The sequence below is a fragment of the Sphingobium sp. SG1 genome, from assembly GCF_057063145.1.
This window is the reverse complement of sequence record NZ_JBVVOJ010000011.1, coordinates 108,533-124,066: the sequence shown is the minus strand read 5'-3', so window position 1 is coordinate 124,066 and position 15,534 is coordinate 108,533. Positions and strand designations below refer to the sequence as shown.

Genomic DNA, 15,534 nt, shown 5'->3' with positions numbered 1-15,534 from the left:
CAGTCCCTCCATCCATGAGCGGCACAGCAGAGGCCGCCAGATGCAGGAGAATGACATGACCGGCGAAACCCCGCCCCCCCTCACCGAAGCCGATCTGACCGGCGCCGAGCCGCCCCATAATCGCCGCCGCCCCAAGGCGCCAATCCTGGAGATTGACGGCCGCAAGCTGAAGCCCGCGACCCTGATGATGGGCCATGGCTATGACCCGACCCTGTCGGAAGGATCGCTGAAACCGCCGATCTTCCTCACCTCCACCTTCGCCTTCGAGAGCGCGGCTGCGGGCAAGCGCCATTTCGAGGGGGTGACCGGCATCCGGCCCGGCGGCGCGGAGGGCCTCATCTATTCGCGCTTCAACGGCCCCAATCAGGAAATTGCCGAGGACCGGCTGTCGGTGTGGGAGGAGGCGGAGGACGCCTTGCTCTTTTCCAGCGGCATGTCGGCGATCGCCACCACCCTGCTCGCCTTGGTGCAGCCGGGTGACGTGATCGTCCATAGCGCGCCCCTCTATGCCGCGACCGAATCGCTGATCGGCCGCATCCTCGGCCGATTCGGAGTGCAATGGCTCGATTTCCCCGCCGGCGCGACCGAGGCGGAGATTGGCGCGGTGATCGAGAAAGCCAAGGGGCTGGGCCGGGTCGCCATGCTCTATCTGGAAAGCCCGGCCAATCCGACCAATGTGCTGGTCGATCTGGAGGCGGTGGTCGCGCGCCGCGACGCGCTGTTTGCGGGCGAGGATCATGTCCCGCCGATCGCGATCGACAATACCTTCCTGGGGCCGCTGTGGCACCGGCCGATCAACCATGGCGCCGACCTCGTCATCTACAGCCTGACCAAATATGCCGGCGGGCATAGCGATCTGGTCGCGGGCGGCGTGCTCGGCTCCAATGCCCTCATCAACAGCATTCGCCTGATGCGCAACACGATCGGCACGATCCTCGACCCGCACAGCGCCTGGATGCTGTTGCGCAGCCTGGAGACGCTGGAATTGCGCATGAGCCGCGCGGGCGAGAATGCGGAAAAGGTCTGCACCTGGCTGAAGGACCAGCCGCAGGTGGAGAAGGTCGTCTATCTCGGCTTTCCGGAGACCGAGCGGCAGGCCGACATCTATCGCCGCCACTGCACCGGCGCCGGCTCCACCTTCTCGCTCTATCTGAAGGGTGGCGAGGCGGAGGCCTTTGCCTTCCTTGACGCGCTCAAGATCGCCAAGCTGGCGGTAAGTCTCGGCGGCACCGAGACGCTGGCCAGCCATCCCGCCGCGATGACCCATTTGTCGGTGCCGGCTGAGCGCAAGAAGGCGCTGGCGATCGGCGACAATATGGTGCGCATCTCGATCGGCTGCGAGGATGCCGACGATCTGATCGCCGACTTCGCCCAGGCGCTGAAGGCGATAGGATAATGGCCCATCTGCGCCCGGTCATCCTGATCGCCCAGCCCCATCTCGCGCCACTGCTGCCGATCCTGGCGATGCAATATGACGTCATGGGGCTATGGGAGGAGGCCGGGCGCGCCCGCCTTGCCGAGGCGGAGATACTCGTCACCGCCGGTGAGTTCCGGCTCGATCCCGCCATGCTGGCGGCAATGACGCGGTTGCGGCTGATCGCCTGCTTCACCGTCGGCTATGACGGAGTGGACCTCGACTGGGCGCGGGCGAACGGCATCGTCGTCAGCCATGCTGGCGACGCCAATGCCGAGGATGTCGCCGACCATGCAATCGGCCTCATCCTCGCCCATCGGCGGCAGATCGTCAGCGGCGACCGGGCCTTGCGCGCGGGCGAATGGCTTCCCGGCGGCAAGACCATCACCCGCTCGATCGCCGGCGCCCGGCTGGGCATCGTCGGCATGGGCAGCATCGGCATCGCCATCGCAGCGCGCGCCGACGCCATGCGCATGACGACCCGCTGGTGGGGGCCGCGCGACAAGCCCGGCCTCGCCTGGCCGCGCAGCGAGAGCCTGGCGGCACTGGCGGCCGAGAGCGACATTTTGGTCGTCGCGGCGCGCGCGACCGACGACAATCGCGGCATGATCTCCGCCGCGATCCTCGATGCGCTTGGCCCGAATGGCCTTCTGGTCAATGTCGCGCGCGGGCAGTTGGTGGACGAGGATGCGCTGATCGACGCTCTGCGCGCCGGCCGGCTGGGCGGCGCTGCGCTCGACGTCTATGCGCAGGAACCGACCGATCCCGCGCGCTGGGCCGATGTCCCGAACTGCATCCTGACCCCGCATACCGGCGGCGCGACCGACGCGGCGGTGGCGCAGATGGCACAGATGCTGCTCGCCAATATCCGCGCCTTCGTGGCGGAAGAACCGCTGCCCAATCGCGTGCTCTGAACCAAGCCGCAACGCCGCGCGTTGAGCGCCGACACGGCCGACCGGGCCGGACGGGAGAGCGACAGGGATGGCCAGCGGGGCAAAACGATGGGTGGCGCGTGGGCTGGTGGGCCTGATCCTGCTTTGTGCGATCCTGCTGCTGGCACTCGCGGCCTTTCCCTGGGGCTGGATGAAGGGGCCGATCGAGCGCCGCCTGTCCGACCGCATCGGCAAGCCGGTGACGATCGGCACAATGGCGCGGGAAGACAGCCTGTCCTTTCACCCCACCGTCACTCTGCGCGACCTGCGCGTGCCGCAACCCGGCTGGGTCAGGCCCGCTTTGCCCGACCTGGCCCGGATCGGCGAGATCCGTGCCGGCTTTTCGGTCTGGGGTCTGCTGACCGGCGGGCCAGTGCTGGAGCGGCTGGAAGCACAGCGTGCCCGGCTCCATTTCTATCGCGATGCGCAGGGCCGCGAGAATTGGAGCGGCGAGCGCAGCAAGGGCAGTGACAGGCACGGCGGCCGTCCGGCGCTGCACAGCCTGATCGTCGCCGACAGCCGCATCGCCTATCGCGACGACAAGCGCGGGCGATCGGTCGATGCCGCGCTGACCGTCGATCCGCGCGGCCTGCGCCTGTCGGGCAGCGGCGATGTGCGCGGCCATGCCGTGATCGTCACCGCGACCGGCGGCCCGATCCTCGACAGCCAGCCGGGCCAGCGCTGGCCGTTCGACGCGGCGATCAGCGGCGATGCCGTCGGCTTTACCCTGAAAGGCACGATGGATGGCCCGCTCGACATCGGCCATCTGCGCGGCGAGGCGACCGCCCATGGCACCGACCTCGCCCTGCTCGACGCCATCATCGAGGCTGGCCTGCCCGGCACCCAGCCGGTCAGACTGACCGCGCGGGTGACACGCGACCGGCCGGACTGGATCGTCGAAGGGCTGAAAGGCACGATCGGCCGATCCGACATTGCCGGCCACGCGACCATCCGCAAGCGCGATGGCCGCACACGGATCGACGGTGCGCTCAGCGCCGACCGCTTCGATTTCGACGATCTGGCGAGCCATGCCGGCAAGGCGAAGGCGGCGGCCAAGCGCGCGCAGTTCGGACCGCGCCTGATCCCCGATACGGCGATCGACCTCGCCACCGTCCATCGCACCGACGGGAAGCTCGACCTCAAGGTTCGGCAATTGCTGTGGCCCGGCCCCAGCCCGTTCCGCTCGCTCACTGGCACGATCAGCCTGGAACGCAGCCGGCTGTCGGTCGAACCACTGACGCTGGGCCTCACACGCGGCACGCTGTCCGGCCGGATCGGCGTCAACCAGCGCGATGGGGGGCCTCTTCTGGATATCGCCATGGCGATGCGCGGCGCACGGCTGCTCGATTTCTTCCCCGACGCCCGGATCGACGGCGCGCTGATCGGCCGGGTCGCGGTCAAGGGACGGGGCAGAACCATCCGTCAGGCGCTGGGCACATCCACCGGCACGATCGCGCTGGTCGCGCGCGACGGCCGCATCCCGGACCGCACCGCCGCGCTGATGGGGCAGGATGTCGGCCGGGGCCTGACCCTGTCGAAGCGGAAGGAGGCCGTCCTGCGCTGCATCATCACCCGGCTGGATGTGCGCGACGGGATCGCCCGGCCGGGTCCGGTGCTGATCGACACCTCCCGCGCCCAGACCCATGCCACGGGCACGATACGGCTGTCGGACGAGCGGCTGGCGCTGGCGCTGAGCGGCGTGCCCAAGCAGGACAGCCTGTTGCGGCTGAAGGGCAGCGTGCCGGTCGGCGGCACGATCAAGACGCCCGATATTCAGCTGCCCAGGGACGCCCGATCGGCCAAGGGCATAATCGGGATGATCGGCGACGCGATCGGCGGCGAGAAGCAGCCGACCGTGGGCGACGCCGATTGCGATAGCCTCGCCCGCACCGCGATGCGCTGATCCCTTAGCTCCAGTCCACCCGCGTCCAGCCGCGCTCGGCCGCCAGCCTGGCGAGCGGCGGGTGCGGGTTGGAGGCGAACGCCTCGTCGGCGAATTCCAGCATCGGCGCGTCCGACACATGGTCGGAATAGGCGCGGATATGCGCCTGGCTGCGGTCGATCGCCTCGCCCGCCATCCACGCCTTGATCATCCGCAGCTTGCCGGTGTCATAGCAATTCTCACCGGAAATCTTGGCGCGGACATAGGGCAGATCCTGCCCGACATGGTCGGTCGCGATCACCGTGTCGAAACCCAGCCGCCGCGCGATCGCCTCGACATAGAGGCGGTAGGAGGCGGTGGCGAGCACCAGCCGATAGCCCGCCGCGCGATCCTGCGCGATCTGCTCCAGCGCCCCGGCGCGGACATTCTTCGCCATCACCTTGTCGGCATAGCTTTCGATATGCGGCTGCAGCTTCGCCCGGTCCGCCCGGCCGCCGATCATCAGCCACTGGTTGGTTTCCTTCAGCGTCTGGCGGCTGATCAGCTTCACTACATAGGCCAGCATGACGAACGGAATGAGCGGCAGGAAGATCAATCGCCAGGGCGCCATATGGGCGGCCACATGGATGAGAAAGCCGGTATAGGTGCCCGAAAAGGTCACCGTGCGGTCCATGTCGTAAATCGCCAGCCTGTATGTCATGCCGTGTCCGAAACTTTTGCCCTTGCCCGTCGTTCTGTCTGGCGGATGGGCCGTTTCGGCTTGCCGCGCAACCGATAATGGACCACTAATCCCTCCACATGAACAAAGCCGCTGATCTCGTTGAGGAAAGCCGCGACGACGGCGGCAAGGTCATACGCCTGTCCGGCACCTGGTCGATCGCCTGTTTGCACGACATGCCGAACCGGCTGGACGCCATTTCCGGCCCCATCGCCTGCATCGACGTCGCCGATATCGACCATATGGACACGATCGGCGCCTGGACCATCCATCGCACCGCCAAGCGGCTGGAAACCGAAGTGTCCGGCGGCAGCACGGACTGCAAGCGACTGATCGGCGCGGTCGGCAAGATCGACGAACCGGTCGATATCCGCCCGACCTATGTCTCCCCCTTCAACCGGGTCTTGGGCCAGATCGGCGAGGCGGTGATCAATTCCGTCAACACGCTGGTCGGCCTGCTCGGCTTCTTCGGCGGCGTGCTGGTCACGGTCTGGGGCCTGATCCGTCACCCCAGCCGCTTCCGCATCAACGCCGTGGTCCAGCGGTTCGAGGTGGTCGGCGTCTCGGCGCTGGGCATCATCGGCCTGATGAGCTTCCTGATCGGTATCGTCATCGCCCAGCAGGGCGCCGTCCAGTTGCGCCAGTTCGGCATGGAGATGCTGACCATCAACCTGGTCGGCCGCCTCACCTTCCGCGAACTGGGCGTGCTCATGACCGCGATCATGGTCGCCGGCCGCTCCGGCTCGGCCTTCGCGGCCCAACTCGGCACGATGAAGCTGACCGAGGAGGTCGACGCGATGCGCACCATCGGCGTGTCGCCGATGGAGGCGCTGGTGCTGCCCCGCACCCTGTCCGTGGTGGTGATGATGCCGCTGCTCGGCTTCTATTCCTCGATCATCGCGATCATCGGCGGCGGCTTCCTGTGCGCCGTGTCGCTCGACATTCCGCCGATCACCTTCGTCCAGCGCCTGCGCGAAGTGGTGCCGATCCACGATCTGTGGGTGGGCCTGATCAAGGCGCCCGTCTTCGGCCTGATCATCGGCATCAGCGGCTGTTTCCAGGGCATGCAGGTCAAGGCCAATGCCGAGGAAGTCGGCCTGCGCACCACGGCGGCCGTGGTCCAGGCGATCTTCCTGGTGATCGTGCTCGACGCCTTCTTCGCCGTCTTCTTCACCTGGGTGGGCTGGAACTGATGACCACCGATGAACGCCAGGCCAAGGAAGAGCGGATCGAACGCGCGGTCGCGTCCGATGATATCGCCATTTCGGTGCGCGGCCTGAAGAACAGCTTCGGCGACCAGACCGTCCATGAAAATCTCGACCTCGACGTGCGCAAGGGCGAGATATTGGGCGTGGTCGGCGGATCGGGCACCGGCAAGTCGGTGCTGATGCGATCGATCATCGGGCTTCAGGTGCCCGACGAGGGCGAGGTCCATGTCTTTGGCGAGGATATGGTCGGCCGCCTGGACGATGACGAGGCTCTGGCGATCCGCAAGCGCTGGGGCGTGCTGTTTCAGGGCGGCGCGCTCTTCTCGACCCTCACCGTGGCCGAGAATGTCGAAGTGCCGATCCGCGAATATTATCCCAATATCGGCCCGGTGCTGCGCGACGAGATCGCCGCCTACAAGATCCGCATGACCGGCCTGCCGGCCGAAGCCGGCCCCAAATATCCGGCCGAACTGTCGGGCGGCATGAAGAAGCGCGCCGGCCTGGCCCGCGCCCTGGCGCTGGACCCGGACCTCTTGTTCCTCGACGAGCCGACCGCCGGCCTCGACCCGATCGGCGCGGCCGCATTCGACGACCAGACGCGCAAGTTGCAGGAGACGCTGGGCCTCACCGTCTTCCTCATCACCCATGATCTCGACACCCTCTATTCGATCTGCGACCGTGTCGCGGTGCTGGCCGACAAGAAGGTGATCGCGGTCGGGACGATCGACGAATTGCTGGCGCTCGATCACCCCTGGATCCAGGAATATTTCAACGGTCCGCGTGGCCGCGCCGCAACCGCGGCGGTTACGCGCGAACGCGGCAAGGCCGCTGCCGAAAAACAAGCGGACGGAAGGCAATAGGATATGGAAACCCGGTCCAATCATGTGCTGGTCGGCGCGGTCACGCTGCTGCTGCTGGCCGCCATCATGGCGGCGGCCTTCTGGTTCTCGCGCCTGTCACAGGGCGACAACAAGGAATATGACATCTTCTTCAAGCAGTCGGTGAACGGCCTCGCCAAGGGATCGGGCGTCAATTATTCCGGCGTCCCTTCCGGCCAGGTCGAGAAGATCGAACTGTGGAAGCGTGATCCCAGCTTCGTGAAGGTCCGCATTTCGGTCAAGGACGGCACCCCGGTGCTGCAGGGTACGACCGCGACCATCGCCGGCGTCGGCTTCACCGGCGTCAGCGAGATCGTGCTGGACGGCGCGGTCAAGGGCGCGCCGCCGATCCTCTGCCCGGCCGAGAATATCACTTCGGCCTGCCCCGACGGCGTGCCGGTGATCCCGACCAAGCCGGGGGCGCTGGGCGAACTGCTCAATAATGCGCCGCAGCTGCTGGAGCGGCTGTCGACCCTGACCGAGAAGCTGACCGAGCTGCTCAATGACAAGAATCAGCAGTCGATCGCCGGCATCCTCGCCAATCTCGACCGGGTGACCGGATCGCTGGCCGATCGCAGCCCGGAAATCGCCGCTACCCTCGCCGAAGCGCGCATCGCGGTGCAGCGCACCGGCGTCGCCGCGCAGCAGATCGGCGAGCTGGCCGCGACCACCAACCGCCTGATCAATGACGAAGGCCGCCCGCTGATGGCCGACCTGCGCAAGAGCGTGGCCTCGGCCAGCCGCAGCATCGACACGCTCGACAAGACCATCGCCGAAGCGCAGCCCGGCGTGCATGCCTTCAGCAACCAGACCATGCCGGAAGTGAACCGCCTGGTTCGCGACCTGCGTGAAATGTCGCGCGCCTTCCGCGGCGTCGCCGAAAAACTCGACCAGCAGGGCGCGGGCTCGATCGTCGGATCGCCCCAGCTGCCCGACTATAAGCCATGAAAGGGAGCCGGATGATGGTCCACAAGAAACTGGGTGGCGCATCGCTGGCGCTGGCCGCTGCAATCGCCCTGTCCGGCTGCGTCTCGATCGGCAGCAAGCCGCCGCAGCAGCTGCTGACGCTCGACGCCGCGCACAAGGTGCCGACCGGCGCGCAGAGCAATGCCGGCGGCGGCCGCAGCCTGATCATCGTCGATCCCGAAGCCGCGCGCGTCATCGACACGGTGCGCGTGCCGGTGCAGGTGACGCCGACCTCGGTCGCCTATGTGACCAAGGTGCAGTGGGCCGAAACGCCCCGCCATCTGTTCCGCCGCCTGCTGGCCGAAACCGTGTCGGCGACGACGGACCGGATCGTGCTCGATCCCGGCCAGTTTTCCGGTGACGGCGGCCAGCGCCTGAGCGGCGAGCTGATCAGCTTCACCATCGACCAGGCCAGCAACAATGCGGTCGTCACCTTCGACGCGGCGCTGATGACCCCGGCCGGCGTCGCGATCGCGCGCCAGCGCTTCACCGCCAGCGCGCCGGTTGGCGGCAAGATCGACGCCAGCAGCGTCGGCGCACCGCTCAACAGCGCCGCCAACAAGGTGGCGACCGACGTCGCCGCCTGGGTCGCGGCGCAAAAGGACTGATCGGCCGGCCGGGGTTTGAACGCCCCGGCCGCCGCCTTTCCCTTATCCCTCCAGGCTCTTGCTCGCCTGCTCGGTCACGTCCTTGGACAGGCCGGGCTCGTTCAGGATGCGCTGCAGTTCCGCCCGCATCTGTGCGGCGCGGCCTTCATCGAAGCGCTTCCAGCGACCGAGCGGCGGCACCAGCCGGGCGGCGGTCTGCGGATTGAGCTTGTCGAGCGCGATGATGCAGTCGGCGACCAGCCGATAGCCCTTGCCCGACTTGTGGTGGAACGCCCACTGGTTGCCGGCAAAGGCGCCGTAGAGCGACCGCACCCGGTTCGGGTTACCCAGCGTAAACGCCTTGTGCTGGCCCAGCTGCTCGACCAGTTCCACCGTATCGGGATGGAAGGCGAAGGCCTGGGTCTGGAACCATTTGTCCAGGGTCAGCGCATCGTCGCTGTAGCGATTATAGAAGATGTCGAGCGCCGCCTCCCGTTCCGGGCTGGTGCCGCTTGCCAGCGTTGCCAGCGCCGACTGGCGTTCGGTCATGTTGTCGGCATCGCTGAATTGGCCATAGGCGATCGCCGGGCCATCCTCCGCGCCCGAGGCGACCAGATAGAGCAGCGCGACATTGCGCAGCTTGCGCGCGCCCTTGGCGGCCGGAGAGACCGCAAAGCCGTTCGCCTTGGTCCTGGCATGAATATCGCGCCACAGCGGTTCCAGATCGGCGCCCAGGCGCGTCTGGAGGGCATCGCGGGCGGCATGGATCGCATCCGGGTCCACCTGCTTCATCTGGTCGCCCAGATAGGCTTCGCTTGGCAGGCGCACCGCTTCCGCGACGAAGGCGGGGTCGAGCAGCGGATCGGTGATGGTGTTGCGCACCGCGTCAACCACTGCCGTCACATCGACGCTCTGGCCGGCCACCTGGCCGACCAGCACATTGACCATCAGCTGCTGCATCGCCTCATAACGGGCGAAGGGATCGTCATCATGCGCCGACAGGAAGGCGAGATCGGCCTGGCTGCGATTGGTCTCGACGATCACCGGCGCGGAAAAGCCGCGGTTGATCGACAGGATCGGCAGGCTGGCGAAATTGTCGAACGTGAAACGCTGCTGCGCCTCCGTCAGCATCAGCAACTGGTCGCCATGATGGCTGCCGGTCGCCGGATCATAGAGCGCGACGCGCAGCGGGATGGCCATCGGCCGCTTGTCGGGCTGGCCCGGCGTCGGCGGCACGCTCTGTTCCAGCAACAGTTCCGCGGTGCGGCTGACCGGATCATGGCTCAGCAGCGCGCGGACATGGGGCGTGCCCGCCTGCTCATACCAGCGGCGGAACTGGCCAAGGTCGATCTCGCCGCCCTCCTCCATCGCGCGGACGAAATCCTCGCAGGTCGCCGCCTCGCCATCATGCCGGTCGAAATAGAGGTCGGTGCCGGCGCGGAACCGCTCCGCCCCCAGCATCAGCGCCATCATGCGGATCAGCTCCGCGCCCTTGTTATAGATGGTCGCCGTGTAGAAGTTGCTGATTTCCATGTAGGATTCAGGCCGCACCGGATGCGCCAGCGGGCCTGAATCCTCCTGAAACTGGGCCGCGCGCAGAATCCGCACATCCTCGATCCGCTTGACCGCATGGCTGCCCATGTCGGCCGAGAAATTCTGGTCACGGAAGACGGTGAAGCCTTCCTTCAGCGACAGCTGGAACCAGTCGCGACAGGTGACGCGATTGCCCGACCAGTTGTGGAAATATTCATGCGCCACCACGCCCTCGACACCATCATAGTCGATGTCGGTCGCGGTCTCCGGATCGGCCAATATGTAGCGCGAATTGAAGATGTTGAGGCCTTTATTCTCCATCGCGCCGAAATTGAAGTCGGCCACCGCGACGATGTTGAACACGTCCAGATCATATTCGCGGCCATAGACGCGCTCGTCCCAGGCCATGCTGTTCTTGAGCGCCTGCATCGCATGGTCGGTGCGCGGCAGGTCGGCCTCGCGCACCCAGATGCCCAGAGCCACTTCGCGGCCGCTCATCGTCACGAAGCGATCCGCGTTGCAGGCCAGATCGCCAGCCACCAGCGCGAAGAGATAACAAGGCTTGGGGAAAGGATCATTCCACAGCGCCCAATGGCGACCGCCCTCCAGATCGCCCTGCTCGACCGGATCGCCATTGGCGAGCAGGATCGGGTAGCGCGCCTTGTCGGCGGTCAGCTTCACGCTGTAGCGCGACAGGATATCCGGCCGGTCGGGGAAGAAGGTGATGCGGCGGAAGCCCTCCGCCTCGCACTGGGTGCAGAGCAGCCCGCCGCTGGCATAGAGGCCCATCAGCTTGCTGTTGCTCTCGGGCGCCAGCTCGACCAGCACCTCCACTTTGTGCGTCGCGCCGCCGAGGGGGACGACCAGCGCGCCGGCCTCCAGCGTCCATTCCGTTTCGTTGAGGCTGCGGCCGTCGACCTTCACCGCCAGCGGCACCAGCCCGTCGCCGTCGAGTCGCAGCGGCCGGTCATGGTCGCCATTGCGCGCCACCGACATGTCGGACCAGACCCGCGTCCGCGCGGCATCCAGGTCGAAGTCGAGGGCGATGTCGGGGATCAGCCAGTCGGGCACGCGATAATCGGCGCGGCGGATGATGGCGGGAGCGGCGGCTTGGGTGGATTGGATATCGGCCATGGCCCCAGCCTAGTGCCTGATTCTGTGAGGGGGAAGCGCTTTGCACGCCCCCCTCATCCGGAACCGAACCGATGCGGCTTTTTAGATCCGCTCGCCCGACAGGCGCTGGCACAGCATGTCCAGCTGGTCGAGGGTCGAATAGCGCAGCGACAATGTGCCCGGCCCGTCACCGCTATCGGCAATCTCGACCTTCAGGCCCAATATATCGGCCAGATGCTGCTCGAGCGCCGCGATATCGGCATCCTTGCCACCGGGAGTTGCGCCGCGCGACTTGGGCTCGGCATCCTCGCCCTTCTTGGTCTTGCGCACCAGCTGCTCGGTCTCGCGGACCGAAAGCCCCTTCTGCTCGACCATCAGCGCCATCGATTCGCAGCCCGGCACGCCGATCAGCGCGCGGGCATGACCCATGCTGATCCGCCCGTGCGATACCGCCTGCTGCACCGGATCGGGCAGGTCGAGCAGGCGCATCAGATTAGCGATATGGCTGCGCGACTTGCCGACGATGCGGCCCAGCGCTTCCTGGCTATGATGGAATTCGCCGATCAGCTTGCGATAGGCCTCGGCCTCTTCGATCGGGTTGAGATCCTCGCGCTGGATATTCTCGACCAGCGCGATTTCCAGCGTTTCCTGCTCGTCGAAGTCGCGCACGATCGCCGGAATGCGATGCAGCTGCGCCTTCTGCGCCGCGCGCCAGCGCCGCTCGCCCGCGACGATCTGGAAGCCGCCGCCATGGGGACGAACGATGATCGGCTGGATCACGCCGCGCTTGGCGATGCTGTCAGCCAGTTCGTGCAGCGCGTCCTGATCGAAATGCCGGCGCGGCTGTTCGGGGTGCGGCTGGATCAGCGCCACCTCGATATTCTGCACCGCCTTGCTCGACGGCGCGGCGCTGTTGGCGCTCGCCGCCACCGGCTCTTCCCGGCTGACATCGCCCAGCAGCGCCGACAGGCCGCGGCCCAGACCGTGCGGCCGCTTTACCGGCTTCTGCTTTTCCCCAATCTCGTCGCTCAAGCCGCTACCTCCTGTCGGGGAAGACGCGCGATCAATTCGCGCGCCAGACGCATATAGGCTTCCGACCCCGAACAGCGGAAATCATAGATGAGCGCCGGCACGCCATGGCTCGGCGCCTCGGACAGGCGCACATTGCGCGGAATGACGGTGGTGAAGACGAGGTCGCCCAGCACGGCGCGCACATCGTCGGCGACCTGATCGGTCAGCCGGTTGCGGCGATCATACATGGTCAGCGCCACGCCCAGGATCGACAGGCCAGTGTTGAACCGGCTGCGGATGCGCTCAACTGTCTGCAACAGCTGCGACAGCCCTTCCAGCGCGAAGAATTCGCACTGCAACGGCACCAGCAGCGATTGCGCCGCAACCATCGCATTGACCGTCAGCAGGCCAAGCGACGGCGGACAGTCGATCAGGCAGATGTCCCAGCGCCCGGCCGGTGCCTCGGACAGCACCCGTTCCAGCCGGTGGGTGCGCTGCTCATAGTCGATCAGCTCGATCTCGGCGCCGGACAGATCCTGGGTCGCCGGGATCAGGTCCAGCTTGGGCACGCGGGTGGTGACAACTGCCTCGTCCAGTTCGCAATTGCCGACCAGCAGGTCATAGCTCGAGCGTTCGCGATCGGCATGATTGACGCCTAGCCCGGTCGAGGCATTGCCTTGCGGATCGAGATCGACCAGCAGCACCCGCAGCCCCGTCGCGGCCAGGCCGGTCGCCAGATTGATAGCCGTGGTGGTCTTGCCGACTCCGCCCTTCTGATTGGCGATGGCGATACAAATCATCCTCGACCCTTCTTTTTGACAGGTTTGACGGATCGCGCGACGATGATGGCGCTGTCGGCGTCGGTCACGCTGCGTTCCACATGAAACGCACCTTGCCATGCCGGACGCGCGGTCTCCAGTTCATTCTGCGCATTTCGTCCCTTGGGCAGCACCCAAATCGTCTTTTCATCGGACAGATGCTGGGCCGACTGGAGCAATTTGGGCAGCGGCGCATAGGCGCGGGCGCTGATAACGGCGGACTTGGTCGGCGGCGCGACCTCGACCCGCCCGCCAAAGACGGAGGCGTTGGTCAGTCCCAGCTCCGCGATCACATCATTGAGGAAGTCGATCCGCTTGCGGCGCGATTCGACCATGATCAGCGGCCGGTCGGACATGCTGGCGACGACAATGCCGGGCAAGCCGGCGCCCGAGCCGAGGTCCATCCAAGGCCCCTCGCCCGCATCCTTAGCATGCAGAAGCAGCTGGGCCGAGTCGACGATATGCCGCGCCCAGACATGGGGCCGGGTCGATTCGGCGATCAGATTCTGTTCGTCCATCGCGGACAGCAAAAGCGACACATAGCGCTCCAGCCGATCCCATGTTTCACGTGGAACATCAAAATGCGCGTCGAGCCAGGCCCGCGCTTCGTCTTCGGTCATGCTGCCTTCCGCCGCACATGGACAAGGATGGCGGCCAGCGCCGCCGGGGTGATGCCGCGGATACGGCCCGCGGCGGCCAGCGTGTCGGGACGAGCCCCGTCCAGCCGCTCGATCATCTCGGTCGACAGGCCGCCGACATTGGCAAAGTCGAAGTCCGCCGGAATGGCCACGCGCTCGTCCCGACGCAGGGCGGCGATCTCCGCATCCTGTCGTTCGAGATAGGGCGCATAATGGGCGTCCTCCAAAATCTCGGCCCGCAAGTCCGCCGGCGCCTCTGCCAGGCTCGGCGCCAGCGTCACCAGCAGCTCCGCTTGTACTTCCGGGAAGCGCGCCCATTCGAACAGGCTGCGCCGTGCGCCATCCTGCCGCACGGTCGCCCCTGCCCGCGCCATCTCGGTCGCGGTATAGGGTCGCGCCAGTTCCGCTTCGATCGCGGCCCGTGCGGTGGCCCGTGCGGCGAAGCGCGCCGCCCGATCCGGACCAATGATGCCATGGGTCAGGCCGATACCCCCCAACCGCGTCTCGGCATTGTCGGCGCGCAGCCGCAGCCGATATTCGGCGCGCGCGGTCAGCATGCGATAGGGTTCGGTCACGCCCTGCAGCACCAGATCATCGATCATCACGCCGATATAGGAACTGGCCCGGTCGAGGATCATCGGCGCCTCGCTCTGTGCCCGCGCCGCGGCATTGGTGCCGGCCACCAGCCCCTGGGCCGCCGCCTCCTCATAGCCGGTCGTGCCATTGATCTGCCCCGCGCAGAAGAGGCCGGGCAGCGCCCGCACTTCCAGGCTGGCATCCAGAGCACGCGGATCGATATGGTCATACTCCACCGCGTAGCCCGGCACGACGATCTCCGCCTGCTCCAGCCCGCGCATCGACCGGATCATGGCCAGCTGCACATCGGCCGGCAGCGAGGTGCTGATGCCATTGGGATAGACCAGCGCATCGTCCAGCCCTTCCGGCTCCAGGAAAATCTGATGGCCGTCGCGATCGCCGAAGCGGATCACCTTATCCTCGATCGACGGGCAATAGCGCGGCCCCCGCCCCTCGATCGCGCCACTGAACAGGGGCGATCGCCCCAGCCCTTCGCGGATGATCGCATGGGTCCGCTCATTGGTGCGGGTGATGGCACAGGCCAGTTGCGGCAGCGGCCGATGATCCGACAGCGGCGACATGGTCCAGCCCTCGCCGTCCGACGCCTGCTCCTCCAGCACCGCCCAGTCGATGGTGCGGCCGTCGATGCGCGGCGGCGTCCCGGTCTTCAGCCGGCCGATCGGCAGGCCGATCTCGCGCAACTGCACCCCCAGCGCGGTTGCCGCCCGCTCGCCAGTGCGACCCCCGACATCCACATCCTCACCCCGGAACAGCTTGCCGCCAAGGAAGGTGCCGGTCGCCAGCACGACCGAGGGTGCCTCCAGCGTCCGGCCATCAGCCAGCGCCAGACCCGCCACCGCGCCGTCGCGGACGATCAGGCCCACTGCCTCACCCTCGACAATATCAAGGCCCGCCTGGGCGTCGAGCATCTGGTGGATTGCCGCCCTGTAGCGCTTGCGGTCGGCCTGCACGCGCGGTCCCTGGACGGCGGCGCCCTTGCTGCTGTTGAGCATGCGATAATGGATCGCGCCGGCGTCGGCAGCCCGGCCGATCAACCCGTCAAGCGCATCCACTTCACGGACCAGATGGCCCTTGCCCAGACCGCCGATCGCCGGGTTACAGGACATGGCACCCACGGTCGCCCGCTCGAAGGTGAGCAGCGCCACCGCTGCGCCCTTGCGCGCTGCCGCAGCGGCCGCCTCGCAGCCGGCATGGCCACCACCGACCACGATCACATCATAGCTTGTTCGCATGGCGGCC

13 protein-coding genes are annotated in these 15,534 nt (G+C 66.8%); 7 read left to right on the top strand and 6 right to left on the bottom strand.

From position 1 onward, the window contains the following. Nucleotides 1-55 precede the first annotated feature (55 nt). The 3 genes from AC0KVN_RS20420 to AC0KVN_RS20410 all read left to right on the top strand — a co-directional run bounded on the left by AC0KVN_RS20420 (nucleotide 56) and on the right by AC0KVN_RS20410 (nucleotide 4,249). Nucleotides 56-1,396: a cystathionine gamma-synthase family protein gene (locus AC0KVN_RS20420; protein ID WP_435567853.1), complete on the top strand. Its 1,341-nt coding sequence runs from the start codon at nucleotides 56-58 to the stop codon at nucleotides 1,394-1,396. Next, nucleotides 1,396-2,328, top strand: coding sequence for a 2-hydroxyacid dehydrogenase (locus AC0KVN_RS20415; protein ID WP_037519215.1), 933 nt, complete (start codon nucleotides 1,396-1,398; stop codon nucleotides 2,326-2,328). The genes AC0KVN_RS20420 and AC0KVN_RS20415 overlap by 1 nt, the downstream gene beginning before the upstream one ends. A 67-nt stretch (nucleotides 2,329-2,395) precedes the next feature. Next, nucleotides 2,396-4,249, top strand: a complete 1,854-nt coding sequence (locus AC0KVN_RS20410) for an AsmA family protein (protein WP_435567854.1) — start codon at nucleotides 2,396-2,398, stop codon at nucleotides 4,247-4,249. A gap of 4 nt (nucleotides 4,250-4,253) precedes the next feature. Here AC0KVN_RS20410 and AC0KVN_RS20405 read toward each other — a convergent pair whose 3' ends face one another. Next, nucleotides 4,254-4,928, bottom strand: a complete 675-nt coding sequence (locus AC0KVN_RS20405) for an HAD family hydrolase (protein WP_201450231.1) — start codon at nucleotides 4,926-4,928, stop codon at nucleotides 4,254-4,256. A 98-nt stretch (nucleotides 4,929-5,026) separates the two neighbouring features. Here AC0KVN_RS20405 and AC0KVN_RS20400 point away from each other — a divergent pair, with 98 nt between their 5' ends. From AC0KVN_RS20400 to AC0KVN_RS20385, 4 genes are read left to right on the top strand one after another with little or no spacing between them, the layout of a single operon-like run. After that, nucleotides 5,027-6,139 (top strand): MlaE family ABC transporter permease, encoded by a 1,113-nt coding sequence (locus AC0KVN_RS20400; protein ID WP_435567855.1) that lies wholly within the window; start codon nucleotides 5,027-5,029, stop codon nucleotides 6,137-6,139. Then, nucleotides 6,139-7,014 (top strand): ABC transporter ATP-binding protein, encoded by an 876-nt coding sequence (locus tag AC0KVN_RS20395; protein WP_004209157.1) that lies wholly within the window; start codon nucleotides 6,139-6,141, stop codon nucleotides 7,012-7,014. Before AC0KVN_RS20400 ends, AC0KVN_RS20395 begins: the two co-directional genes overlap by 1 nt. Before the next feature lie 3 nt (nucleotides 7,015-7,017). Next, nucleotides 7,018-7,980: an MlaD family protein gene (locus tag AC0KVN_RS20390; RefSeq protein ID WP_435567856.1), complete on the top strand. Its 963-nt coding sequence runs from the start codon at nucleotides 7,018-7,020 to the stop codon at nucleotides 7,978-7,980. An 11-nt stretch (nucleotides 7,981-7,991) separates the two neighbouring features. Further along, a complete protein-coding gene (locus AC0KVN_RS20385) occupies nucleotides 7,992-8,606 on the top strand; it encodes an ABC-type transport auxiliary lipoprotein family protein (protein ID WP_169862197.1) in 615 nt (204 codons plus the stop codon). Between the two features lie 42 nt (nucleotides 8,607-8,648). Here AC0KVN_RS20385 and pepN read toward each other — a convergent pair whose 3' ends face one another. From pepN to mnmG, 5 genes are all read right to left on the bottom strand, one after another. Then, nucleotides 8,649-11,252, bottom strand: coding sequence for an aminopeptidase N (pepN, locus tag AC0KVN_RS20380; RefSeq protein ID WP_435567857.1), 2,604 nt, complete (start codon nucleotides 11,250-11,252; stop codon nucleotides 8,649-8,651). A gap of 81 nt (nucleotides 11,253-11,333) precedes the next feature. After that, nucleotides 11,334-12,263 carry a ParB/RepB/Spo0J family partition protein gene (locus AC0KVN_RS20375; protein ID WP_483656363.1) on the bottom strand — a complete coding sequence of 310 codons (930 nt, stop codon included), beginning with the start codon at nucleotides 12,261-12,263 and terminating at the stop codon, nucleotides 11,334-11,336. Continuing rightward, on the bottom strand, nucleotides 12,260-13,042 hold the full coding sequence (locus tag AC0KVN_RS20370) for a ParA family protein (RefSeq protein ID WP_037508856.1): 783 nt from the start codon (nucleotides 13,040-13,042) through the stop codon (nucleotides 12,260-12,262). The genes AC0KVN_RS20375 and AC0KVN_RS20370 overlap by 4 nt, the downstream gene beginning before the upstream one ends. Continuing rightward, complete coding sequence (gene rsmG, locus AC0KVN_RS20365) at nucleotides 13,039-13,680, bottom strand: 16S rRNA (guanine(527)-N(7))-methyltransferase RsmG (RefSeq protein ID WP_313393476.1); 642 nt, start codon at nucleotides 13,678-13,680, stop codon at nucleotides 13,039-13,041. Before rsmG ends, AC0KVN_RS20370 begins: the two co-directional genes overlap by 4 nt. Continuing rightward, nucleotides 13,677-15,527 (bottom strand): tRNA uridine-5-carboxymethylaminomethyl(34) synthesis enzyme MnmG, encoded by a 1,851-nt coding sequence (gene mnmG / locus AC0KVN_RS20360; protein WP_435567858.1) that lies wholly within the window; start codon nucleotides 15,525-15,527, stop codon nucleotides 13,677-13,679. The genes rsmG and mnmG overlap by 4 nt, the downstream gene beginning before the upstream one ends. Nucleotides 15,528-15,534 lie beyond the last annotated feature (7 nt).